Source organism: Nocardia cyriacigeorgica GUH-2, assembly GCF_000284035.1.
In the GTDB taxonomy this organism is placed as follows: domain Bacteria; phylum Actinomycetota; class Actinomycetes; order Mycobacteriales; family Mycobacteriaceae; genus Nocardia; species Nocardia cyriacigeorgica_B.
In genome coordinates, this window is sequence record NC_016887.1 from 1,022,702 (window position 1) to 1,044,956 (window position 22,255).

Genomic DNA, 22,255 nt, shown 5'->3' on the forward strand with positions numbered 1-22,255 from the left:
GGGGCCGCCGGTGCCGGCTGGGCGTCTTCTCGACCGCACCCAGCCGTCCCGACTATCGCCATCGTGGTCAGCAGGACGGACCACGCAGCCTTGGCGCTACGCGAACTTGCCAGGTGCATCACAGGATTCCCACTTCGGCCGAACGTCCTCGCAGCTGCTATTTCACCTGCGCACGCAGGATCGGAACGAGCTTTTGCAGCAGCAAGGGCTGGCTCGACGACGTCCAGTTCCGGAAGGCGTTGACGGTGGCGGGGTCGTCGACGACTATCACGGTCGCGGTCACGTCGGTGATGTAGGGGTTGAGGCCGGAAAGGCCGCCGCCGCCCGCTCCTTCATCACTGCGGATGGCGATGAGGTAGCCGGAGTTGATCTTCGAGAATGTGGTGTAGCGGTCGTCCTTGGTGACCGGACGGGGGGAGGGCTCGTTGCCCGAGTTGGTGAATGCGGGGTTGAAAGCGAAACCGAGGTCTTGGAGGAATTTCGCCTGGTCGCTCGGGGTGAGGTACATGGCGAGCTGGTTGTCGTAGGCCTTGCCGCCGCTGACGTCGACAACGGTAACGGACTTGCCCTCGAACGCCGGATTGTTCTGGCGCGCTTCCTCGATGGAGCCGGGGGCGGCTGCGGTTGTCGATGTTTCCGACGGGCCGGCCGGAGTATCGCCGCCGCTGAGTGCCCAGATCCCGATGCCGGCGGCGAGGACGACTACGACCACGGCGGCTGCCGCCGCGAGTACGCCGCGTCGTTTGCGGCCGGGAGCGGCGGGAGTGGAGGACGTGGGGAGTGACTGGTTGGGCGCTGACATATGTGCGCGCGGATCGGTCGGCGGACGGGTCTGTTCCGCTGTCGTGTTGACCGCGTACCGGGGCCAGCTGGGTTCCTGGGCGTGCGGGCCCGAGGTGTAGCCGATGGTGCCGGTGGGGTACTGGTGGCTGCCGGAGGTGTAGGCGGGGCCGGGGGCGTGGGGGATGGAGCCGGTGAGGACTTGGGTTGCGGCGTCGGTGAATTCGCGGCAGGTGTTGAAGCGTTCGGCCGGGTTCTTGGCCAGGGCGCGGGCGAAGACCTGGTCGATCGCGGGGGGCAGGTTGCGGTTGACGGCGGTTGCGCGCGGGGGTGGTTCGTGCAGGTGGCCCATCATCACCATGGCCGGTTGGGTGGCCGGGTACGGGTTCTGGCCGGTGAGCAGTTTGTAGAAGGCGCAGGCCAGGCTGTAGATGTCGGCGCGGTGGTCGAGGCGGCCGCCGGCGAGCTGCTCTGGTGGGGCGTAGGCGATGGTGGCGACGAAGCTGCCGGTCTGGGTGAGATCGGTGGTGTCTTCGGAGGATTTGGCGACGCCGAAGTCGGTGAGCAGGACGCGTTCTTCTTCGTCCTGCTCGGCCGACAGCAGGAAGTTCGCGGGTTTGACGTCGCGGTGCAGCAGGCCGCGGCGGTGCGCGTAGTCCAGCCCTTTACCGACCTCGGTGACGATGCGCAGGGCACGCTGCGGCGTCATCGAGCGCGGATCGCGCTCGAGTTCGGCGGCGGCGTCGGTGCCGTCGACGTACTGCATCGCGATCCACAGCTGGCCGTTTTCCTCGCCGCGGTTGTAGACCGACACGATGTTCGGGTGATCCAGCCCGGCGGCGAGGTTGGCCTCGCGTTCGAAGCGGGCCCGGAATTCGTTGTCGGCGCTGAGGTGTCCGCTGAGCACCTTCAGCGCGTCCATCCGGGGCAGGCTCGGATGCTTGGCCAGATAGACCGTGCCCATCCCACCCGCGCCGAGCACACGCTGGATGCGATATCCGCCCACGATGGTGCCGGGGCTCATCGCCATCTCGCGGTCTCCTGTCCTGGCTGGTCCGGCATCGGGGTGCCGGCTGGGTGGGGTGTCCTTCGGAGCATAGTGGGCGGCGTGGGTGCCGGCCCGTCGGTCGGTGGTGGGCTACTGGTACTGGCTGTTGGCGAGCAGGGCGTACTGCGCGGCGGCGCGCTGGCGGACATCGACCGGCTGGCCGCTCTGCACCTGGGCGACATAGCGGTCGTAGAGGACGATGCAGACGTATTTCTGGTCGGAGTCGTTGGGGTTGGCGTCCTCACTGCACCGGGCGCCCGGGACGTCTTTCGGCGCATCGATCTCGGTCCAGCGGCTCGCCGTCAGCCGAGTGCCGGCGAACTTCGCCGCCGCCTCGGCGTCCTTGGTGCGCCACAGGTAGGTCTCGTCGGCGAGGGCAATGCTGTCGACGCCGCTGTCCTGCATCGCCTGCTGCACCTCGGTCGGCTCGCCGACCCAGTGCAGCACGCCCCGTGGCTTATAGGTCCCGACGGCGCCGGCGTCCGGTGAGAAGAAGAATTCCTCGGAGGTCAGGGTGCGCCGGAGCATCCCGTCGGGATCGAACGGCAGCTCGAGCACCTCACGCTTGGACAGCGCGGGCAGTTGCTTCAGCAGCGGAACCTGGATGCCGTAGGTCTTCTCGGCCAGACTCGTCAGCGAGTCCAGGTCGGGGCTCGGCCAAGTGATCAGCATGGTGAGCACATAGCTGCCGACGGCCATGGTGGTGCCGAGCGAGGCAATGCCCGGGCGCCAATGGGAGTGAGCGTCGGGGTACTTCTTCAACGCGACCGCTTTGTTCTGGTCTGGCGCGACCGCGAAATCGGTCTGGTCCAGCTCGCGGGCCGCGGTCTTGGCCGTCGCCTCGTCCGGGAATTGCAGGACACCGATGGTGACCGCGGTTTCGCCGATCGACTTGTCTCGTTTGGCGCGGTCGGCAGAGGTGATGCCGATGCCGAACATGAACTTGTGCCGTTCCAGCACCGGACCGTTGACGTCGGCGAGCAGCTCGGTGGCGGCCTGGGCGTCTTCGAAGCCCTTGACACCGCGGTTGTACTTCAGCTTGGGGTCGATATCGATCCCGTTGATGACGCTGTCGGACAGCCGCATGATGGCCAGCTCGGTGCCGCCGATCAGGTTGTTCATGTACTCCCACCGCATATCGAGCGGGGTGACGGGGTAGCTGCCGATATCCAGGCCCCGGACATCGGGCTCGCCGGGAACCGCTGTCCCCGAGACGTCGGAGCAGCCGGTCAGTACGGTGGCCGCGGCCACGGCCAGCGCGGCACACCGGACGATGGATGTCCTCATGATGCTTCGAATTCGCATGTGCCGCAGTCCTACTCGGAGTTGGCCAGGATGGCGTACTGAGCCGATATCCGTTGCTGGGCGTCCAGCAGCTGTTCGGCGCCCATGAACGCGTAATAGCGGTCATAGGTGACGTGGCAGTAGAAACGGATCGCGCCCTGGGCGGGCCCCTTGTACTCGGTGCACGTGGCCTGTGGCAGGCCCTTCGGCGAGTCGGCGCTACGGAAGAACCGGTTGAGCTCGGAGGACTTCTCCATCAGCTCCCGCGCGGATTCGGCGTCGGCCGTCCGGTACAGCTCGCCGGCGTCGTACGCGACACGGTCGACACCCGCCTCTTCGAGCTCCTGCCTACGCTGGACCGGATCGGTCGGGAAGTGCAGCGAGCCGTGCAGGTCGTAGGTGCCGGGCACGTTCAGGAACGAATCGCCCTCCGGGCGGCGCAGCGAAATGGACCGCATACCGTCGGGGTCGATGGAGTTCTCCATCATCTTGTCCGGCGGCGTGGGCTCGAACTTCTCCAGGCTGGTGTTCGTGGCGGCGATGGCCTTTTCCGACAGCGCGGACAGTCCGGGCAGGTCGGATTCGCCGAGGACCTTGTTCATCCAGTTCGAGGCGATGGTGACGATGACGAACTCGTCGGTGGCCAGCCATGAGGCCAGCACCTGCATGCCGGGCTGATACCGCACATGAGCTTCGGGGTATTCGGCCAGCTTCGCCGGTTCGACGGGGTATTTGTCGTCTTCGTAGAAGCCGGCCCGCGACAGATTCGCCGCGGCCTCGGTGGCCGATTTCGCGTCGGAGAAGATCAGCACCGAGGTCGACAGCGTGTAGGCGAGGCTGTTGACCTTGTTCGACGACCCGGTCGCGGAGAACCCGGAGATGAACCCCTTCGCGTCGTTGGCGAAGTTGTCCTCTTTGATCCAGCGGTGGATCGGGCTGGGATGCGACTCGTCGGGGAGCAGGAACGGGCGCACCGTGCCCGGCGGCTGATACACCAGATTCGGGTCGATCTCCACCGGCAGCGGCATGACATTGCCGAGGCGCTGGGCCTCGACGAACCGCGGGACGTCCTTGTTCTTCGGTGCGCCGAGTTCTCGCGGAAGCGTCGCGTAACCGCCGACGTCGAGCTGGGCCAGATCCACAGCGGGTTCGGCGGCCTCGGAGTCGGATCCGCAGCCCACGGCGGCCAGGGCGCAGGTGAACAGGATGGCGACCCCCGCCCGGAAACGGTGCGATCTCGCGGTGAGCTGCACGCTCCCCCCTTTGCTCGAGTGTGTCAGCCGGATAGTACTGCACGGGTGCGACATGTGAACGTGTTCGCCGAAGGCCTTCGCGGCCGATCAGGGCCCGGTGACGAACCACGGGTAATCAGACCGGCAGTGTTCGCATTGCAATACCCTGGTCTGGTGGCGACGATCCAGCATTCCGATCCAGGGGAGGGCCGATACCGTTGAAGGATCGGCAGGTCGAGGTGGTCGCCGGGAATCACGCGGCGGCCCGGGTCGCGGGTGCGGTGGTGGTCGTGGCGCACCGGGATCGGGGTAAGCCGACTCAGGAATCGCCTGCGGTGCGGGCGCTGGAATCGCTGGCCGAGCTGGTGAGTGAGGCGGCCGAGCAGCAGCCGGCGGGGCCGGGTGCGCTGGTCGCGCGTAACGCGACGCGCTGGTTGATGAAGGACGCCGAGCAGATCAGCCCGGGACGTCCGATCGACTTCGGGATCTTGTCGCCCGCCGAGAACGGTGGGGTGGCGATCTTCCTGCACGGCTCGGTGACGGCGGTGCTGGCCGGCGAGCAGATCGAGCGGTATCGCGGCAGCGACGCGGCGTTCACCGTCGACCGGGTGGCCTCGGTGCCGTCGAAGGCGGTCGCGTTGTTCGTCGACGACAACGGCGGCCGGGTGCCCGAACTGCCCTCCGAGCGCGGAATCGGCTGGCTGGTCGAAGGTATCGCCCAGGCCGACGGGGTGATCGTGTGGTCCGACGAGGTGCGCGCCCGCACGCCGCGCCGGGCCGGTACGGACAGCGCCGACGGCGGTTCCCATCGCCGCGCCGCGCCGCCGCCGCTGCCCACCGCGCGCATCGACCAGGAACGTTCGCCGGAACCCGTTGCCGCGCAATCGCCGCCGGTGGATCCGAACGTGACGCCCACGCAGGCGTCGACTTCGATGCTCGACCTGAGCGATGGCGGGCAACCGCCGGAATCGACCGAACAGCGCGCCAGCACCGATCCCTCACCACGGCCGGATCCGCAGTTGCAGCGGCGGTTGGAGGCCACCGCTCGCGCGACCACGCTCGCGGTGAAGGTCATGGGATTCAAATGCGCGCGCGCCCATCCGAGCGATCCGCGGTCGGCGTTCTGCACCGTCTGCGGAATGCCGGTCGATCAGACCCAGGCGTTGAGCGAGGTGGTGCGGCCGCCGCTGGGCATGCTGGTGCTCGATGACGGGATGACGTTCATGCTCGCCGCCGACGCCGTCATCGGCCGCGATCCGGAGCATTCCGACCAGGCCCGCCGCGGCCTGATCCCGCTCAAGATCGAGGACAACTCCGGCGGAATGTCGCGCGCGCACGCGGAGATCGTGCTGGTCAATTGGGATGTGACGCTGGTGGATCGGGGTTCGACCAACGGCACTCGCACCCGGGTGGCCGGCTATCGCGACTGGGTGCGGCTGATGCCGAATCAGCCGATGGTGCTGCTGCCGGGCACCGAGATCATGATCGGCAACCGGGTACTGCGCTTCGACCCGGCGGCGCCGCCACCGTTCGGCTGACGCTCAGGAATACCGCGACATGCAGGTGGTCTCGCCGTTGAGCACGCCGGCGCGGAAGGCGTCGACGCGAGCGAATCCGCTGGGCACGGTTTGACCTTTGATGTCGCTGGCGGCCAGGCCATCGGTGAGCAGCCCGGACACCGCTTCGTCCAGATCGCCCGCGGCCAGGGTGATATCGCCTTCCGAGGGCGGCCGGCCCGGCTCGGCGAGCTTGCCGGTGACCACGCCGGACAGGCAGGCCGAGCGCAACCCGGTCTTCGCGCCGACCAGCTGCTGACCCTGATCACGCTGCACGGCGAGCGCGTAGCGGGCGATGAAGACGACGTAACCGTTGTAATCGCCGGTCACCTTCACCGGCAGCGGATCATCCGGATCGGTATCGGAGGTGCCGCGTTCGGCCAGGCCGGGGATATCGGTGGCGATGGTGTTGCTGGCCGGGCAGTAGCTCACCGGCTCGGTGGTGGTGCCGTTGCTGCAATCGACCTGCGCGCCGTCGTAGCTGTAGGTGGGGTCGGAGTCGATCGGCAGGATCGCGGCGAGAGCCTTGGTCAGCTCGATCAGATTCTCTTTGGTGATCGGGTATTCGCCGCGGCCGGCGTCGCCTTCGAAGCTCCGCGGCAGATCGCCACGGCGCCGCTCGATCTCGTCCATGTCGATGGCCTTGCAGCCCTTGGGGCCGTCGGTGAATCCGATCTGCACCGCGGTGACCCGCTCGAAGGCCGAGCCGTGCACGCTCTCCGGATCGTCGGGGTCGGAGTCGCGGATGGCGACGGTCGCGGCGAGTACCGAATTGAGGCCGTCGGAGGTGTTGATGGTGAAGTGCTTGGACTTGCCTTCGGCGACATGGCGCATGAAGGCGCCGGCGAAGCAGTCGGCCTGCTGTTCCTTGACGATGACCGGGTCTTTGCGGCCGACGATCTTGGACATGGTCTGGATGGCGTGGCCGTATTCGTGGGCCAGCACCATGACCACCGACATCTTGCCGAAGGTCTCCTCCATGGTCGGCAGCAGCAGCGAACGGTCCCAGCCGATGGAGTTGTCCAGCCGGCAGTAGGCCGCGTTGACCAGGCGGTAGGTGGTTTCGGTGCAGAACTCGACCGAGTCGTTGCGGCTGGCCTTGGCGCTCCACGAGATCAGCTTGTCGACCGGCTCGAACTCGCCCTCGAACTCCTTGGGGTACTGCTCGGCCCAGTACTCCTGGATGTCCTCGACGGCGTTGAGGGCCAGGGTGTCCACTTCGCCGCCGTCACCGTTGCGGGCGGTGAGCTCGCTGTCGGGGACGTCGGGCCGCGGGCCGCTCGGGCCGCTGGTGGTGGGCAGACCGGCCACCTTGAACGGATCGTCGTAGATCGAGACGGCCCGCCCGTCCACGGATCGCGTGCACCCCACCAGCGTGGTGACCGCGCACAGCACGGCGATGATGACGGCGATCGCACGACGTTGCCGCATCGGTTCCTCCCCCTCGTCGGCCGGTCGGTCGGTGTTTCGGTCGCCGGAACCGGGGCATGGCGCATCGGGGGCACCGCCGATGTCCGGGTGATGGAATAGTATCCGCTGCATGTCTTCACCGGGGGCGCAGACCATCACCGTGCGCCATGATGGAACCGAACGAATTTTCGATTCGAGCCAGCAGGTCACCATGGGCCGCGCGCCGGAAGTGACGTTGTTCGTCGATAGTCCGCTGGTCTCACGGGTACACGCGATCTTGGCCTGGCAGGGGGGTGCCTGGGTGCTGCGCGACAACGGCAGCACCAACGGTGTGTTCGTCGACGCGGCCAGGCTGAGCCGCCCCGTCTCCATCGATCGGCCCACGCAGGTGCGGCTCGGTGACGCGATCACCGGGCCGTTGCTGCATCTGCTGCCCGCGGCGCCGCAAGCCCGTCCGCCGCAGCATCACTCGCAGCCGCAGCATCCGGCGCAGCCGCCGCGTCAGGGGTTACGCCCGCCGCCGGCGCCGCCGCAGCGTCCGCACTCGGGTCCGCAGTCGGGGGCGAGCCGGATCGCCGGATTCCACAGCGCGCCACCGCCCGTTCGGCCGGCCGCGCCGAACGTCAATATCAACATGACGACCAAGGCCGACACCTCGTCGCTGCCGCCGGTGCGGGCCAGGCCGTCGACCTCGCCGATCGCGCGCGCGGACCGGCTGCCCGCGGGTGGCCTGGCGATCGGCCGTACCGCCGACAACCAGATCGTCGTCAACGATCCGCTGGCCTCGCGTAAGCATGCCCGGCTGGTCGCGGGCTCCGAGGGCCTGACCATCGAGGACCTCGGCTCGGCCAACGGCACCTTCGTCAACGGTGTCCGCCAGCAGCGCACGGTGCTGCGCGAGCGCGACATAATCACCATCGGCAATGTCGACTTCGTGGTCCAGCAGGGCACCCTGGTGCACCGGCAGCGTCCGGTCGCCGAGCAGGGCCTGCATGTGCACGGGGTCGGATTCACGGTAGAGGGCAACAAGCAGCTGCTCGTCGACGTCAACCTGCAAGCCGGGCGCGGCACGCTCACCGCCCTGATCGGCCCGTCGGGTGCCGGTAAGTCGACGCTGTCGAAGCTGATCGCCGGCAATACCCAGCCATCGGGTGGTGTGGTCACCTTCGAGGGCCGCAATCTGCACGCCGAATACGAAGCGTTGCGCTCCCGTATCGGCATGGTCCCGCAGGACGATGTGCTGCACCGGCAGCTCACCGTGCGTCAGGCGCTCGGCTTCGCCGCCGAGCTGCGGCTGCCGCCCGATACCTCGAGCGCCGACCGGCAGCAGGTCATCGACGGTGTGCTCAAGGAACTTTCGCTCACCGAGCACGCCGACACCCGCGTCGACCGGCTCTCGGGTGGTCAGCGCAAGCGCGCCTCGGTGGCGCTGGAACTGCTGACCGGCCCGTCGCTGCTGATCCTGGACGAGCCCACCTCGGGTCTGGACCCGGCGCTGGACCGTCAGGTCATGGTGATGCTGCGCGAGCTGGCCGACGCCGGCCGCGTCGTCATCGTCGTCACCCACTCCGTGGCCTGCCTGGATATGTGCGATCAGGTGGTGCTGCTGGCGCCGGGCGGTAAGACGGCCTACGCGGGCAATCCCGCAGGCGTCGGCGGAGCCCTCGGGACCAGCGACTGGGCGGAGATCTTCGCCAATGTCGCGGCGAATCCGGATCAGGCGTTCGCGGCGTATCGGTCGCGCCAGGCGTTCGTGCCACCACCGCCACCACCCGCGCCGATCCGGCACGGGGCGATGGGTTCGCCACCGCAGTCGAGCGGGTGGCGGCAGTTCTCCACGCTGGTGCGGCGGCAGGTCAGATTGATTCTGGCCGACCGCGGCTATCTCGCGTTCTTGGTGATCCTGCCGTTCGTGCTGGGTGTGCTGACCTTGGTCGTTCCGGGCGAGAACGGATTCGCGCCCGGACCGCAGGTGCCGGTTCCCGGACCCAATGGCGAGCAGATCTTCGTCCATCAGGGCGGCGGTGAAACCCAGCAGCTGCTGGTCGTCCTGGTCCTCGGCGCCTGCTTCATGGGCTCGACCCTGACCGTGCGCGACCTGGTCGGCGAGCGCACCATCTTCTACCGCGAGCGCGCCGTCGGCCTGCTGCCCTCGGCCTACGCCCTGGCCAAGATCGTGGTCTTCAGCGTCGCCGCCCTATTGCAGTCGGCCGTGCTCATCGGTATCGCGCTGGCGGGTAAGAATCCGCCGGGCGCGGGAGCGTTGATACCGTCCGGCAGCCTCGAGCTCTATATCGGCGTCGCCTTCACCGCGATGTCATGTGTTGTCGTCGGATTGGCCCTGTCGACGCTGGCCAAGTCGAACGAACAGGTCATGCCGCTGCTGGTCGTGACGATCATGGTGCAGCTGGTGATGGCAGGCGGCATGATCCCGGTGACCGACCGCGTGGTGCTCGAGCAGATTTCCTGGCTGTTCCCCTCGCGCTGGGGTTACGCGGCCGCGGCGTCAACGGTCGATATCAAGACCCTGTTCGCCAACGCCCAGCCCGACAAGCTGTGGGACCACACGCCGGGTATCTGGCTGCTCAATATCGCCATGCTCCTGGTGGTGACGGCGGTGCTGTCGGTGATCACCTGGCACCGGCTACGGCTGAAGAAGTCCGCGTCATGACCGGGCCCGGCGTCGGCGGTAGCGGCCGGTCGTCCGGTGTGGCGAGCGTGTCGCGCGGACAGCAGGCACACTGATGCCTGTGACGGTGCGAGTAGGGGCAATACATCTCGGGTGGGATGTGGTGTCCGTGGCCGCAGGCGGTGGGGGCACCCCGATCCGCCCGGTCCAGGTCGAGGGAAGCTACACCACTCCCGCATATCTGCTGGCGGACGCCTCCGGCAGGCTGCATACGGCCGGGTTGGACCGGCAGCGGCCCGACCTCGGCATGGCCATCGCCGACGTGCGCGACATCCTCGGTCATCCGCAGATCGTCATCGCGGGCGCGACCTGGCCCGCCGAGCTGGTGTTCCGGGCCCGGCTGTACAACCCGCTGGCCGCGGTCGGCAAGTATCTGCGCGGTAAGCCCGACGTGGTGGCGCTGCCGTACCCGGACGGCTGGCCGGACGAGAAGGTCGACACCTACTGCGAACTGGTCGAGCAGCTCGATGTGACGGTCGAACCGCTGCCGGAATCGGTCGCGCTGTCGGGTTATGTGCGCGCGCTCGGGCTCGTCCGCCCGCCCGACCGGGCCAACCCGCGCGGCGTCGGCGCCACCGGGGTGTACTCCGACGGGCGCACCATGCTGGTGGTCGCGGTGCATGCCGACGACGAGCAGCCCACCGAATCGGTCGACGTCGCCATCGCGCCCGAGGCCACCCGCGACGCGCGATCCGCCGACGACGCCGTCATCGAGGTGATGGCCGCGGCCCGCGCGATCGGCGCCGACACCTCCACGGTGCTGCTGGCCGGCAATGTGTGCTTCAACGATCCGCTGCGGCTGGCCTTCCAGAACCATCTCGGCCACCGGCTGCACAGCGCCGACCATCCCATGCACGCCCTCGTGCTCGGCGCCGCGCACCTGGTGCTGAGCGAAAGCGAGGGTGACGAGCCCGAGCCCGGCGGCAGACCGGTCCCGTCCACGGCGCCGCCCTCACGTCCGGTGCCGCCGCAGCCGGGTCCCCAGGCCGCCCGCCCGCAGCAGCAGCCGGCGCGCCAGCAGCCGCCGGGCCCGCAGCGTCCGCCGATGCAGCAGGGCCCGATGCCGCCGAACGCCCAGGTACGGGACCGGCCGGCGATGACCGGGGAGCACGGGCGGCACAGCGCCGAGACGGCCGCGAGCCGGTTCACGCGTCCACCGGAGGCGGGCAAGGTGTGGGACAAGATGAAGGGCAATCTGTACGGCGCCCAGGCGGCGGCCGGTGCGGTCGCGCTGGCGGCCTTTGCGATGTCGGGCCAGGCGGGGGCGGCCGAGCTGGAGGCGGTCGACACCCGCTCGATCCAGGTGGCCTGCTCGCTCACTCCCGAAGCGGTCCTGGAACCGCCCTCGGGCATCGCCGCGGTGCGCGCTCCCGCGCAGGTCGAATGCGGGCAGCCGGGCGTGAACACCCTGCGCTATCTGGTGCCGGGTCCGCCGGGAGCGGTCGACTTCGGGCCACCGCTGGAGATCTGAGCCTGGCGGTTTCGTCGCGGCCATACCCGACTGGTATCGTGGCCAGCTGGTGTGTGGCATGCCGAGGCCCGGGTCTCAACCGGCCGCCGGGAACCACCTCGACCGCACACCTGGCCGGCAGCACCGACGACAGACAGGGAAGCACTGTGCCTACGTACAGCCCGAAGGCGGGTGACGTGACCCGTAAGTGGTACGTCATCGACGCCACTGACGTAGTGCTCGGCCGTCTTGCCGTTCAGGCAGCGAATCTGCTGCGTGGCAAGCACAAGCCGACCTACGCTCCGCACGTCGATGGTGGCGATTTCGTCATCATCATCAACGCTGACAAGGTTGCCATCAGCGGCAACAAGAAGCAGGACAAGCTCATCCACCACCACTCCGGGCATCCGGGCGGCCTCAAGTCGCGCACTGTCGGTCAGGTGCTGGAGTCGCGGCCCGATCGTCTCGTGGAGAAGGCCGTCAAGGGCATGATCCCGAAGAACAAGCTCGGTAACGCGATCGCGGGCAAGCTGAAGGTCTACGCGGGCCCGAACCACCCGCACGCCGCCCAGCAGCCCGTTCCGTTCGAGATCAAGCAGGTGTCCCAGTGACCGCTCCCGAGGAATTCAACGAGGAATACACCGTCGAGGACACCACCGTCGAGGTGGTCGAGGACGGTGCCGGTTACGAAGAGGCCGGCTACGACTCCGAGGCGACCTACAGCCCGGTCGTCATCGACCGTCCGGTGCAGACCGTCGGCCGCCGTAAGGAAGCCGTCGTCCGCGTCCGGCTGCTGCCGGGCACCGGTAACTTCGTGCTCAACGGCCGCACCATCGAGGACTACTTCCCGAACAAGGTGCACCAGCAGCTGGTGAAGTCCCCGCTGGTCACCGTCGAGCGCACCGAGAGCTTCGACGTGCACGCCCGCCTGGTCGGCGGCGGCCCGTCGGGTCAGGCCGGTGCGCTGCGCCTGGCCATCGCCCGTGCGCTGATCGAGGTCACCCCCGAGGATCGTCCCGCCCTCAAGCGGGCCGGCTTCCTGACCCGTGACCCGCGCGCCACCGAGCGTAAGAAGTACGGTCTGAAGAAGGCCCGTAAGGCGCCGCAGTACTCGAAGCGCTGATTTTCGCATCGTCGACTGTCCGCTTCCGGCACCGTGCTGGTGCCGGAAGCGGTACGGTCGGCGCGGCACCTGTACGAGAGCAGGCTTCCAGCATCGCTGGGCGCCTGCTCTCGTGCTGTATGGAAGTGCTGCGTTCGTGGGGCGGTCGTGGACGCGGCAGGATGCATCGATCGAGGGACGAGGTATGGGACGTCTGTTCGGCACCGATGGGGTTCGCGGACTCGCCAACGAGTCGTTGACGCCGGAGCTGGCGCTGCGCGTGTCCGGCGCGGCGGCGCAGATTCTGAGTCGGGGTAAGAAGCGCGCGCTGGCCGTCGTCGGCCGGGATCCGCGGGCCAGCGGGGAGATGCTGGAGGCCGCGGTCACCGCGGGGCTCACCGCGGCCGGGGTCGATGTGCTGTCGGTCGGTGTGCTACCGACGCCCGCCGTCGCCTATCTCACCGGCTTGTACGACGCGTGTCTCGGCGTGATGATCTCCGCCTCGCACAATCCCATGCCCGACAACGGGATCAAGATCTTCGCCGCGGGCGGGCGCAAACTCGACGACGCCATCGAGGACAAGATCGAAGCCCTGATGGACGAGCCTGCGGTGCGGCCCACCGGCGCCGGCATCGGCCGGGTACTGAGCTCGGCGGGGGTGAGCGATCACGGGCTCGTACTTCCCGAGCAGTACAGCGTCGCCGGCACGCACGAACGGTATGTCGAGCATCTGGTGGAGGCCACCGGACACGAGCTCAACGGTCTGACCGTCGTCGTGGACTGCGCACACGGCGCCGCCTCCGAGGTGGGGCCGGCCGCGTACCGGGAAGCGGGCGCCGACGTCATCGCCATCAATGCCGAACCCGACGGCCTCAACATCAACGACGGCTGCGGCTCCACCCATCTCGATCAGGTGCGTCGCGCGGTCCGCGAACACGGCGCCGACCTGGGCCTGGCCCATGACGGCGACGCCGACCGCTGCCTGGCCGTCGACGCCGCGGGCAACGTCGTCGACGGTGACGCCATCCTCGCGATCCTCGCCTTGGCCATGCGTGATGCCGGTGAGCTCGCCGAGGACACCCTCGTCGCCACCGTCATGAGCAACCTCGGCCTGCATATCGCCATGCGCGAGGCCGGAATCACCGTGCGCACCACCGCCGTCGGCGACCGCTACGTGCTCGAAGAGCTGCGCCGCGGCCACTTCACCCTCGGCGGCGAACAGTCCGGCCACGTGGTGTTCCCGGCCCACGGCACCACCGGCGACGGCATCCTCACCGGCCTGAAACTGATGGCCCGCATGGCCGCCACCGGGCGCACGCTCGCAGACCTGGCGTCGGTGTTGCAGACCGTGCCGCAGATCCTGGTGAACGTTCCGGTCAGCGACAAGGCCGCCGTGATGGCGGCACCCGACGTCCTCGACGCCGTCGCCGAAGCCGAACGCACCCTCGCCGACTCCGGCCGGGTCCTGTTGCGCCCCAGCGGAACCGAGCAGCTCATCCGGGTGATGGTCGAAGCCACCGACCTGACGCGCGCCGAACAACTGGCCGACGATCTCGCCAAACGAGTCGCGGCCGTCTGAGCTTTCGGACGGTCAGAACTGGCCGGCCAGGAATCCGGTGAACAGCACCAGGAAACCGCCGATCTCGCCGGCGATCAGGGCGAACATCGACAACCGCATGCTCAGGTCGATGTCGCCACGGAACTGATTGGTGGTGTCACGCCGGTATCCGTGCCAGGCGTAGGTGGCGATGGCGCCGGCGAAGAACGCGAGCACGACCGCGTCGGCCGCCAGATTTACTGCCGTCGGCCAGGCGCTGAGCTCGGTGAACACCGCCAGGACCAGCCCCGCGAAGGCGTACATCAGCGCCGCCCGGTGCGCGATATCGACGTAGATGTGCGCGGCGCCGTCGGGCGAGGTGCGGATGCCGTGGTACTTCCACGTGCCCAGGATCAGGGCCGACAGGAAGATGATGCCGGTGGCGAGGAGCGTCAGGCGCGTGTCGAGACCCAACGCGAACTCCGCCGCCCCGTCGTGCGCAAGGACTCGCTGTAGACCGTCGGTACCACTCACGCACTCAACCTAGCGGTCGGTTCGCGCAGGTGACCCGGCGCCCGCGCGATCGGCTTCGACACCCGATGAACCGGGCACAGCCGTATCCTGCGACGTATGGCCGCTGAGCGTTCATCCGCTCGACCCCCGACCCTCGGGCACTACGCGCTGCTCGCCTGCCTGATCGTCGTGGCCTTCCTCGGCACGCTGACGTCGCCGTTTCACCCGTCCTCGGCCGCGCTGGTCGTCGCTGTCGGCGTCGCGGCGCTGGTCGTCGCGGTGCTTCGGCTCTCACGTTCTGTGCCGGAGCCGAGCCCGGCAGCTAGTGATGCGGCACTGCGCAGGGGAGTCGTGGTCTGGTCCACACTGCTCCTCGCGCTGCTCGCCTGGCAGGGCTATGCCTATGTGCGGCAACCAGATAGGTCCATCGCCCACTACGACTACCCGACACTGTCGACCCTGCTGGACCCACTGCTCGAACAGGGGCCGGGACGGTTCGCGGGCTGGCTGGCTTGGCTCGCCGCCGGATATTGGCTGCTGCGGCGATGAGCGAAAGAGCCATCATCATCACCGGTTTCGCGATCCTCGCCGGCATCGCGCTCACCCTCACCCTCGTCGCCCACCTCCGCCGCGACACCCTCGCCCCACTGGGCACGGTGATCGCCCTGGCCCTCCGCACCCGAACCGCACGCCTGATCATGCTTCCGGTGTGGGTTTGGCTCGGCTGGCACTTCCTGGCTCGTTGAGGCGTCTCGGCCGGACCGCATGCCAGGACCTCGACCGGGTGCATGGTGTGCACTCAGTCGAGCGGCAGGGTCTTCCACCAATCGAGCAGCTGATCCATCGACGGGTCGTTGCTCGCGCCAAGGCCATAGGAGTAAACCAGCAGGTTCTCGCGCTTCGGGTCGTTCGGGAAGATCGTCGCGATTCGCGGAGAAGAAGTGGGTTCGGAGCCCGCCTTGACGTTGGAGTACTGCCTGCCGTTGTTGTTGAGGTCCTGTTCGACGGGATTCGCCCCGAGGCCTTGGATGACCTGCTGCACCTCGGATGCCGACTTGTACCGGAAGACGCGCATCTGCGGCCAGCGGATGATGTCTTCCGGGATCATGTAGCTGCCGGCGTAATAGCAATCCCAGTAGGCGGTTGGTTCACCCATGTCTGGAGCGGCGCCGTGGATGAAGGTCCAGTGGAGCCTGCTGCGGTCGTTCATCACGGTGGCGCTGCAACCCATGTCGCCGAAACCGCGGCCCTGCGCCCAGGTCTGTCCTGCCGGAACCTCACCTGGTGGGAGCAAACTCGGGAAGGCGAGTCGCATTTCCTCGATCTCACGCTGGGGCGGAGTGGAATCCCGGTTGGCGATCGCCACCCACGTTCCGATGCCGGCGACAACAGCGATGATGAGCATCATGCTGAGACCGATCCACAACCCGACGTAGGAACGGCGGCGTGGACGCATTGGGGGATAGCCGAATGGAGGCGGCGGGATCGGACCCTGCTGCGGCGGGCGGCCATGGACGTGCTGCGAGAAGCTCGCATGCCCGGGGCCGACGGGCGGAACACCGGGCATCGACGGCGCTGAGACATGTGGGGCAGCTGCCTGGGCCACAGGCGCGTGTGGTGCCGACGCGAACTGCGGGCCGTCGCCGGCCAATGCCCGCCGCGCCGCCTCCGCGAACTCCGAACAGGAGGCGAACCGGTCCGCGGGACGCTTCGCCATCGCGCGGGCCAGCACGGCATCCAGGGACGGGGGTAATCCGGCGCGAGCCGTGGACACCGGCGGTGGCTGCCGTTGCAGGTGCCCCTGGATGACCGTCGCCGGATGCGTGGACTCGTACGGCGCCGAGCCGGCCAGCAGCCAGTACAGCGTGCATGCCAGCGAGTACTGGTCCGACCGGCCGTCCATGTCCGCCCCGGTCAGCTGTTCCGGCGACGCGTAGGCGAGAGTGGCTGTGAATGTGCCGGTTTGGGTGAGGCGGTTGGCTTCGTCGGCGATGCGGGCGATGCCGAAGTCGGTGAGGAAGACCCGTTCCTGGCCGTTGCCGCCGTTGGCGAGCAGGATGTTCGCGGGCTTGACGTCGCGGTGCAGAACGCCTCGGCTGTGGGCGAAGTCGAGCGCTTTGGCGGTTTCGGCGACGATCTGGACCGCGCGCTGCGGGGGTAGCGCGTGCGGGTCGACGGTCGCCGCGTCGACGCCGTCGACGTAATGCATCGAGATCCACAGCCTGCCGTCGTCGGCGCCGCGGTCGTAGACGGTGACGATATTGGGGTGGTCGAGCTGCGCGACCAGGTCGGCCTCGCGCTCGAACCGGGCTCGAAGTTCCTTGTCGGAGAAAAGTTCCTCGTTCAGCAGCTTCAGCGCGATCCGGCGCGGCAAGCGAGGGTGCCGGGCCAGATATACCGCGCCCATCCCGCCTCGCCCGAGTTGCCGGTCGATCGTGTAGCCGGCGAAGACTTCACCCTCGCGCATCCAGCTCGCCTTCCCCCGTCCGATCGGTCAACCGGGTCGATACTAGGACGTGGGTCATCAGTCGGCAGCTCGGGTCGCCGGCTCACTGCTCCGACAACTGCCCGTCGGCCAGGTGCCAGCGGCGGGTCGCGCGGACCGAGTCGAGCATGCGGCGGTCGTGGGTGACCAGTAGCAGGGTGCCGGTGAAGGAGTCGATGGCCTGCTCGAGTTGTTCGATGGCGGGCAGGTCGAGGTGGTTGGTGGGTTCGTCCAGGACGAGCAGGTTGACGCCGCGCGCTTGGAGCAGCGCCAGGGCGGCTCGGGTGCGTTCGCCGGGGGACAGGGTTGCGCAGGGGCGTTGGACGTGCGGGCCGCGGAGGCCGAATTTGGCGAGGAGGGTGCGGACGTCGGCGTCGGGCCAGTCGGGCATTTCGCTGCCGAAGGTGTGGGCGAGGGTGGAATCGCCGCGGAAGAGGCCGCGGGCCTGGTCCACTTCGCCGATCTCGACGCCCGAACCGAGCGCGGCGGTTCCACTGTCCGGCAGCAACTTTCCGAGCAATAGCGCGATCAGTGTGGACTTGCCCGCGCCGTTCGCGCCGGTCAGCACGATGCGGTCGGCCCAATCGATCTGGGTGGTGATGGGGCCGAGCCGGAAATCTCCGCGGTGCACCATCGCTTCCGACAGGGTGGCGACGACCGATCCGCTGCGGGGTGCGGCGGCGATCGTCATCCGCAGCTCCCACTCCTTGCGCGGCTCCTCGACCACCTCGAGTCGTTCGATCCGGCGCTGCGTCTGCCGGGCCTTGGCGGCCTGCTTCTCGGTGGACTCCGCGCGCATCTTGCGTCCGGCTTTATCGGAATCGACGCGGGATTTGCGGCGGGCATTGCGGACGCCGTGTTCGAGCCAATTGCGCTGCATCTGGGCCCGCGCTTCGAGATTCGCCTTGGTGTCGGCGAATTCCTCGTAGGCTTCGCGGGCATGCTTGCGGGCGATTTCGCGTTCGGCGAGATACGACTCGTAACCGCCGTCGTATACGTCGACTCGTTGCTGTGGCAGATCCAGCTCGACAATCCGATTCACCGTGCGGGCCAGGAATTCTCGATCGTGGCTGATCACCATGAGCGGAACGCGGACGCCGGTCACGAACTGCTCCAGACGCGCCAAACCGTCCAGGTCGAGATCGTTGGTCGGTTCGTCCAACAGGAGAATGTCGAAGCGCGACAACAGGACCGAGGCCAGGCCTGCACGCGCGGCCTGCCCGCCGGACAAGCCCGTCATCGGGGTATCGAGGCCATTGGGCATGCTGTCGGCCAGGCCCAGCTCGTCCGCGATTTCCAGTGCGCGCTGGTCCAGGTCGGCGCCGCCGAGGGCGAGCCAGTGCTCGAGGGCGGGCGAGTATTCGTCGTCACCGCCGTCGGCCAGGCGTTCCGCTGCGGCGTCCATCGCCTGCTGCGCTGCGCTCACCCCGGTTCTGCGGCCCAGGAATTCGAGCACTGTTTCGCCGGGGATGCGCTCGGGTTCCTGTGCGAGATAGCCGATCGTCGCGTCCGGCGGGCTGAGCGTGATGGAGCCGTTCGGCGCGCGCCGGTCGGCGAGCATGCGCAGCAACGTCGACTTGCCTGCGCCGTTCACGCCGACCAGGCCGATCACATCGCCCGGCGCGAGCGTCAGGTCCAGGCCGCTGAACAGGGTGCGTTCGCCGTGCTCGGCGGACAGGCCGCGCGCGTGCAGAGTGGTGCTCACCTGCACGAGTGTGCCGTGTGTCGGTGGACACCCTGAGTCCGGGCCCCGCGGAAATCAGGGTGCGGATCAGTACCCGGACCGATGCCGGCCCGGCCGGATTCGCGGACAGTGGATGGGGAAGCGATCGAGACCGAGGAGAGTTCCCATGACCGCACCCGCACGCCGTTTCACCCGCTCCACCAGCGACAAGTGGATCGCCGGAGTCTGCGGCGGCATCGCCGAATACTTCGGATGGAACGCCAACATCGTCCGCCTGGCCTTCGTGCTGTCCTGCCTGCTGCCCGGACCGCAGTTCCTGCTCTACCTGGTGCTGTGGATCATCATCCCGAAGAAGTAGGCACCGACCTCCTGAGCTTCCCGAACGGCGGCCGCGCGGCTCATCGCGCGGCCGCCGCCTTATGCGCACTCGACGGCGACCACACCCGGATGCCAGGATGTACAGGTCCGCCATTCGGCTGGTGACCGCGCCCCACACGAGCCCCGTTTCAGGAGGAGCCATGATCAGCTCGGGTGAATTCCCCGGCCTGGATATGCCCGACATCGACGCTTCCTCGTCCCTGGACGGCCTAGGCGCCGTCGAACTCAACAGCCCCACCCAGGACATCAACGGCGACGGCATCCTCGACACCATCACCACCACCGACGACGACGGTATGCACGTCTGGACCGACACCGACCTCGACGGCTACGCCGACCACGTCACCGTCGTGGAGGACGACGGGGACTACGCGGCGTGGGAGTACCACCGGAATCCGGATGGGTCGGGGGAGTGGAGGAAGACCGATGAGGGGCGGTTGGGGGAGAAGTAAGGGGTCGGGCGAGATGCGATGCTCCTACACCGCATCTGGCCTGGGCACCGACCCACAGTCGCCAATCCCGAATTCGATGGAACCGCACCGGAGCACCGAGCGTCTAAGGAAGTAGAGTGGCGCCCTGCGTTCGGGCCGGGCGCCGGGGATCGCGCAGACGGGCGAAGGAGGGAACCTCATGGCTGGTGATAGCGTCACAGTCGACGTTGATGCGTTGCGAACAATCGCGTCGAACTTGAAGGGTTCAGCGGGAGTTGTGGGCAACAAGGTCACCGACCTCGAAGCGAATACCTTCGGAGCTGGTCAGGCCGGTCAGATATATGGGACCGAAGGCAAGAAGGTCGGAGACGCGCTCGGCCGACTCACCACCTGGCTGAAGAACTGGCAAGGCGCGATCGAGAAGTCCGGTACGACGATGTCAACCAATGCGGACACCTACAGCAGGACCGACGATGATAACGTCAAGAAAATAAAGGCTGCCGGAGTGCAGTTGTGATTCTTCGAGTACGGGGGTAGCGGATTCTATGGGGCACAATTATAAGGCTTCAGATTCTGACTCGGTCGACACGATGCTCGATAATGGAGCAACTGGACTTCAGTATTTCGAACATTATCTTCCTCGTTACGAATCGGCTAGGGCTAAGCTGCAAATCGGCGATGATCTGCCGGAATATGGCGCACTGTGTGTCTTGTATGACAATGAGCGGAAGATGGATCTGGGTGCGCTGACTGCGGCATACAACGCATTGGTCAAGGTTTCGGCCGGTGTTGATGCAGAACTTCAAACGCAACGTAAGCAGTTGAGTGCACTCTCATCGGTGTGGCAGGGCGATGCGGCCGACGCCGCAGGTGCGTTGTTGGCGGATCAGGTTCGTCGCGCGGAAGACGACCGCGAGGACGTTACGACGGTCACGACGACATTCAAGGCTTCCATTGATTTGATACGTAATTGTGTCAAGAACAAAGCTGAGACAGTTTCGAACTATTGGCATCCGACAGAGCCTGACATCGATGGCGCGAGCAGGAAGAATATCGACGTTCTTATAAACTATGCCTGGCAGCATGCATTGGTGTTGCGAGGGGAATCGCCGTACAGCGTGCTGAGTGGGATGCCCTACAATGAAGAGAATTCGCGAAAGTCCTATGAATGGGTTCGAGACACATTCATGCGCGATGTCAAAACGACCGTTGACGACTTCAAGAAAATGTGCACGGACGCGGAGACTAAAATTCGCGATGCGTATAACGCACTGGCCGACGAATTGTCCCGACTCGATACCTCGGCGTACCCTGCCCCAGCCGAAAAACCGGATGGCCCGAGCCCAAGTCCGAGCCCGAGCCCAAGTCCGAGCCCGAGCCCAAGTCCGAGCCCTAGTCCCAGCCCCAGCCCGAGCACTACGGATGACGACGACACTGATGATGAGTCGCCCCTCGAATCGGCCATCAGCGGGCTGGCATCTCTTGCTGACATAGCTACTGAACTGTCGCCACTGATCACAACCGCGGCGTCGGCGATCGGGGATGGCCTGAGTTCGCTAGCTGGTGCGATCACCGAAGGGGTCGATGGTGTGTTGCAGCAGTTGCAAACAAGCGCGTCGGGCCTGGTGGACGCCGATGGCGACGGCATTCCCGACAACGACAAGGACGGGGACGGAAAGCCGGACGAAGATAAGGGTCTCGACCTCGCAGGTAAACAGGTCAAGCTCGAGATGGGACCGGATGGCCAGATGAAAATGGTGGTCACGGAGCCGGACGGCACGACCACGGATTACAAGGTCGAACTCAACGAGCAGGGTATGCCCGTCGTTGTCGGTGAGGAGAACAAGACCGACGGCGAGAAGCCGGAGGGGGAAGAAGGCGAGAGCTCCGAGGAGACTCCGGGCCAGTCGGGCTCTATGCCACGCGGCGTACCTGGTGGTGGTAAACGCGAAGAGGACGGCGAGCACAAGCCGCAGGATTATCCGCAACCCGAGGGTGAAGGCATCGATCCTGGGTTCGTACCCGAGCCTGTTCCGGTACCGGAGCAGGTGCCGCCTGCCCAGCCGGTGCCGGCCGAGCCCGTGCCGCCCCAGCCGTTCGACACCGGTGCCGAACTTTCAGAGGCAGGCCCGCTGTGATGTATCCACGCCCCTGGATGGAGGTTGAACAGCAATGAGTCGCGCGCGCGATCTCGAACAGCAGATGTATGAAAACGATCAGCTGGCTCGGCGCCTTCAGGAAGACATCGAAGAACGTCGGCGAAGCACAGGAGGGGCGTCGGCTCTGATCGTCGAAATCGAGCGAGCCGAGGCCGAGCACGAGGAGAAGCTTCGTGCAGAAGCAGAGGAACGAGCGCGCCTCGAGGAAGAAGCCCGAGAGCAGCGGGAAGCTATCGCTCGGTCGATGGCGGCACGTCGCGCCAACGATGCCGTCGCGCCTATCGACGAGGACGACGAGGAGGCGCAGTACTACCAACGGAAGAGCTGGTTGGTTTAGCTGCCACTCTTGCGCTGTGGCGTGATGAATGGCGCGTCCGAGGTGCAGGGCCACACATCGGCGTGGCGGTGAAATGTGCGCCGACTCTCGCCGACGCATGGGCATGTTAGGTTGCGGGCTGCTGTGATGCCTGTTGATGGTTGCGGTTGCTACGGTCGGCGATCGCTGTGACGAATTTGG

20 protein-coding genes are annotated in these 22,255 nt (G+C 67.1%); 13 read left to right on the forward strand and 7 right to left on the reverse strand.

The window, feature by feature from the left end; genetic code table 11:
- Positions 1-157: 157 nt before the first annotated feature.
- The 3 genes from NOCYR_RS04545 to NOCYR_RS04555 form a co-directional block, all read right to left on the reverse strand.
- On the reverse strand, positions 158-1,810 hold the full coding sequence (locus NOCYR_RS04545) for a serine/threonine-protein kinase (RefSeq protein ID WP_014349180.1): 1,653 nt from the start codon (positions 1,808-1,810) through the stop codon (positions 158-160).
- Between the two features lie 108 nt (positions 1,811-1,918).
- Positions 1,919-3,115: a DUF7373 family lipoprotein gene (locus NOCYR_RS04550; RefSeq protein ID WP_048832817.1), complete on the reverse strand. Its 1,197-nt coding sequence runs from the start codon at positions 3,113-3,115 to the stop codon at positions 1,919-1,921.
- Positions 3,116-3,144: 29 nt separating this feature from the next.
- On the reverse strand, positions 3,145-4,365 hold the full coding sequence (locus NOCYR_RS04555; RefSeq protein WP_014349182.1) for a DUF7373 family lipoprotein: 1,221 nt from the start codon (positions 4,363-4,365) through the stop codon (positions 3,145-3,147).
- A gap of 197 nt (positions 4,366-4,562) precedes the next feature.
- Here NOCYR_RS04555 and NOCYR_RS04560 point away from each other — a divergent pair, with 197 nt between their 5' ends.
- A complete protein-coding gene (locus tag NOCYR_RS04560) occupies positions 4,563-5,882 on the forward strand; it encodes an FHA domain-containing protein (RefSeq protein ID WP_014349183.1) in 1,320 nt (439 codons plus the stop codon).
- A gap of 3 nt (positions 5,883-5,885) precedes the next feature.
- Here NOCYR_RS04560 and NOCYR_RS04565 read toward each other — a convergent pair whose 3' ends face one another.
- Entirely contained in the window at positions 5,886-7,331 is a 1,446-nt protein-coding gene (locus NOCYR_RS04565; protein ID WP_014349184.1) for a metallopeptidase, read from the reverse strand.
- Positions 7,332-7,440: 109 nt separating this feature from the next.
- On the opposite strand from NOCYR_RS04565, the gene NOCYR_RS04570 reads away from it, so the two are divergent.
- From NOCYR_RS04570 to glmM, 5 genes are all read left to right on the forward strand, one after another.
- Positions 7,441-9,981, forward strand: a complete 2,541-nt coding sequence (locus tag NOCYR_RS04570; RefSeq protein ID WP_048832818.1) for an FHA domain-containing protein — start codon at positions 7,441-7,443, stop codon at positions 9,979-9,981.
- Positions 9,982-10,054: 73 nt separating this feature from the next.
- On the forward strand, positions 10,055-11,470 hold the full coding sequence (locus tag NOCYR_RS04575) for a hypothetical protein (protein ID WP_048832819.1): 1,416 nt from the start codon (positions 10,055-10,057) through the stop codon (positions 11,468-11,470).
- A gap of 146 nt (positions 11,471-11,616) precedes the next feature.
- Positions 11,617-12,060, forward strand: coding sequence for a 50S ribosomal protein L13 (gene rplM / locus NOCYR_RS04580; RefSeq protein WP_048832820.1), 444 nt, complete (start codon positions 11,617-11,619; stop codon positions 12,058-12,060).
- Complete coding sequence (gene rpsI, locus NOCYR_RS04585) at positions 12,057-12,572, forward strand: 30S ribosomal protein S9 (RefSeq protein WP_014349188.1); 516 nt, start codon at positions 12,057-12,059, stop codon at positions 12,570-12,572. Before rplM ends, rpsI begins: the two co-directional genes overlap by 4 nt.
- Positions 12,573-12,756: 184 nt before the next feature.
- Entirely contained in the window at positions 12,757-14,130 is a 1,374-nt protein-coding gene (gene glmM, locus NOCYR_RS04590; RefSeq protein ID WP_014349189.1) for a phosphoglucosamine mutase, read from the forward strand.
- Positions 14,131-14,142: 12 nt separating this feature from the next.
- On the opposite strand, the gene NOCYR_RS04595 is transcribed toward glmM, so the two are convergent.
- Positions 14,143-14,622 (reverse strand): hypothetical protein, encoded by a 480-nt coding sequence (locus tag NOCYR_RS04595; RefSeq protein WP_231856030.1) that lies wholly within the window; start codon positions 14,620-14,622, stop codon positions 14,143-14,145.
- Positions 14,623-14,718: 96 nt separating this feature from the next.
- On the opposite strand from NOCYR_RS04595, the gene NOCYR_RS04600 reads away from it, so the two are divergent.
- Positions 14,719-15,150 (forward strand): hypothetical protein, encoded by a 432-nt coding sequence (locus tag NOCYR_RS04600; RefSeq protein WP_048832824.1) that lies wholly within the window; start codon positions 14,719-14,721, stop codon positions 15,148-15,150.
- Positions 15,147-15,347: a DUF6186 family protein gene (locus tag NOCYR_RS04605; RefSeq protein ID WP_014349192.1), complete on the forward strand. Its 201-nt coding sequence runs from the start codon at positions 15,147-15,149 to the stop codon at positions 15,345-15,347. Before NOCYR_RS04600 ends, NOCYR_RS04605 begins: the two co-directional genes overlap by 4 nt.
- A gap of 53 nt (positions 15,348-15,400) precedes the next feature.
- Here NOCYR_RS04605 and NOCYR_RS04610 read toward each other — a convergent pair whose 3' ends face one another.
- Together NOCYR_RS04610 and NOCYR_RS04615 are read right to left on the reverse strand one after the other, a co-directional pair.
- Positions 15,401-17,068, reverse strand: coding sequence for a serine/threonine-protein kinase (locus NOCYR_RS04610; protein ID WP_014349193.1), 1,668 nt, complete (start codon positions 17,066-17,068; stop codon positions 15,401-15,403).
- An 82-nt stretch (positions 17,069-17,150) separates the two neighbouring features.
- The gene (locus NOCYR_RS04615) at positions 17,151-18,791 is read right to left on the reverse strand and encodes an ABC-F family ATP-binding cassette domain-containing protein (protein WP_048833911.1); all 1,641 of its coding nucleotides are present in this window, start codon (positions 18,789-18,791) and stop codon (positions 17,151-17,153) included.
- 145 nt (positions 18,792-18,936) lie between these two features.
- Here NOCYR_RS04615 and NOCYR_RS04620 point away from each other — a divergent pair, with 145 nt between their 5' ends.
- From NOCYR_RS04620 to NOCYR_RS04645, 5 genes are all read left to right on the forward strand, one after another.
- Positions 18,937-19,128, forward strand: a complete 192-nt coding sequence (locus tag NOCYR_RS04620) for a PspC domain-containing protein (RefSeq protein ID WP_048832826.1) — start codon at positions 18,937-18,939, stop codon at positions 19,126-19,128.
- A gap of 160 nt (positions 19,129-19,288) precedes the next feature.
- Positions 19,289-19,600: a DUF6802 family protein gene (locus NOCYR_RS04625; RefSeq protein WP_014349195.1), complete on the forward strand. Its 312-nt coding sequence runs from the start codon at positions 19,289-19,291 to the stop codon at positions 19,598-19,600.
- Positions 19,601-19,778: 178 nt separating this feature from the next.
- A complete protein-coding gene (locus tag NOCYR_RS04630; protein ID WP_014349196.1) occupies positions 19,779-20,096 on the forward strand; it encodes a type VII secretion target in 318 nt (105 codons plus the stop codon).
- 28 nt (positions 20,097-20,124) lie between these two features.
- Positions 20,125-21,717, forward strand: a complete 1,593-nt coding sequence (locus NOCYR_RS29620; RefSeq protein WP_158430127.1) for a hypothetical protein — start codon at positions 20,125-20,127, stop codon at positions 21,715-21,717.
- A gap of 34 nt (positions 21,718-21,751) precedes the next feature.
- Positions 21,752-22,075 (forward strand): hypothetical protein, encoded by a 324-nt coding sequence (locus NOCYR_RS04645; RefSeq protein ID WP_048832831.1) that lies wholly within the window; start codon positions 21,752-21,754, stop codon positions 22,073-22,075.
- Positions 22,076-22,255: the final 180 nt, after the last annotated feature.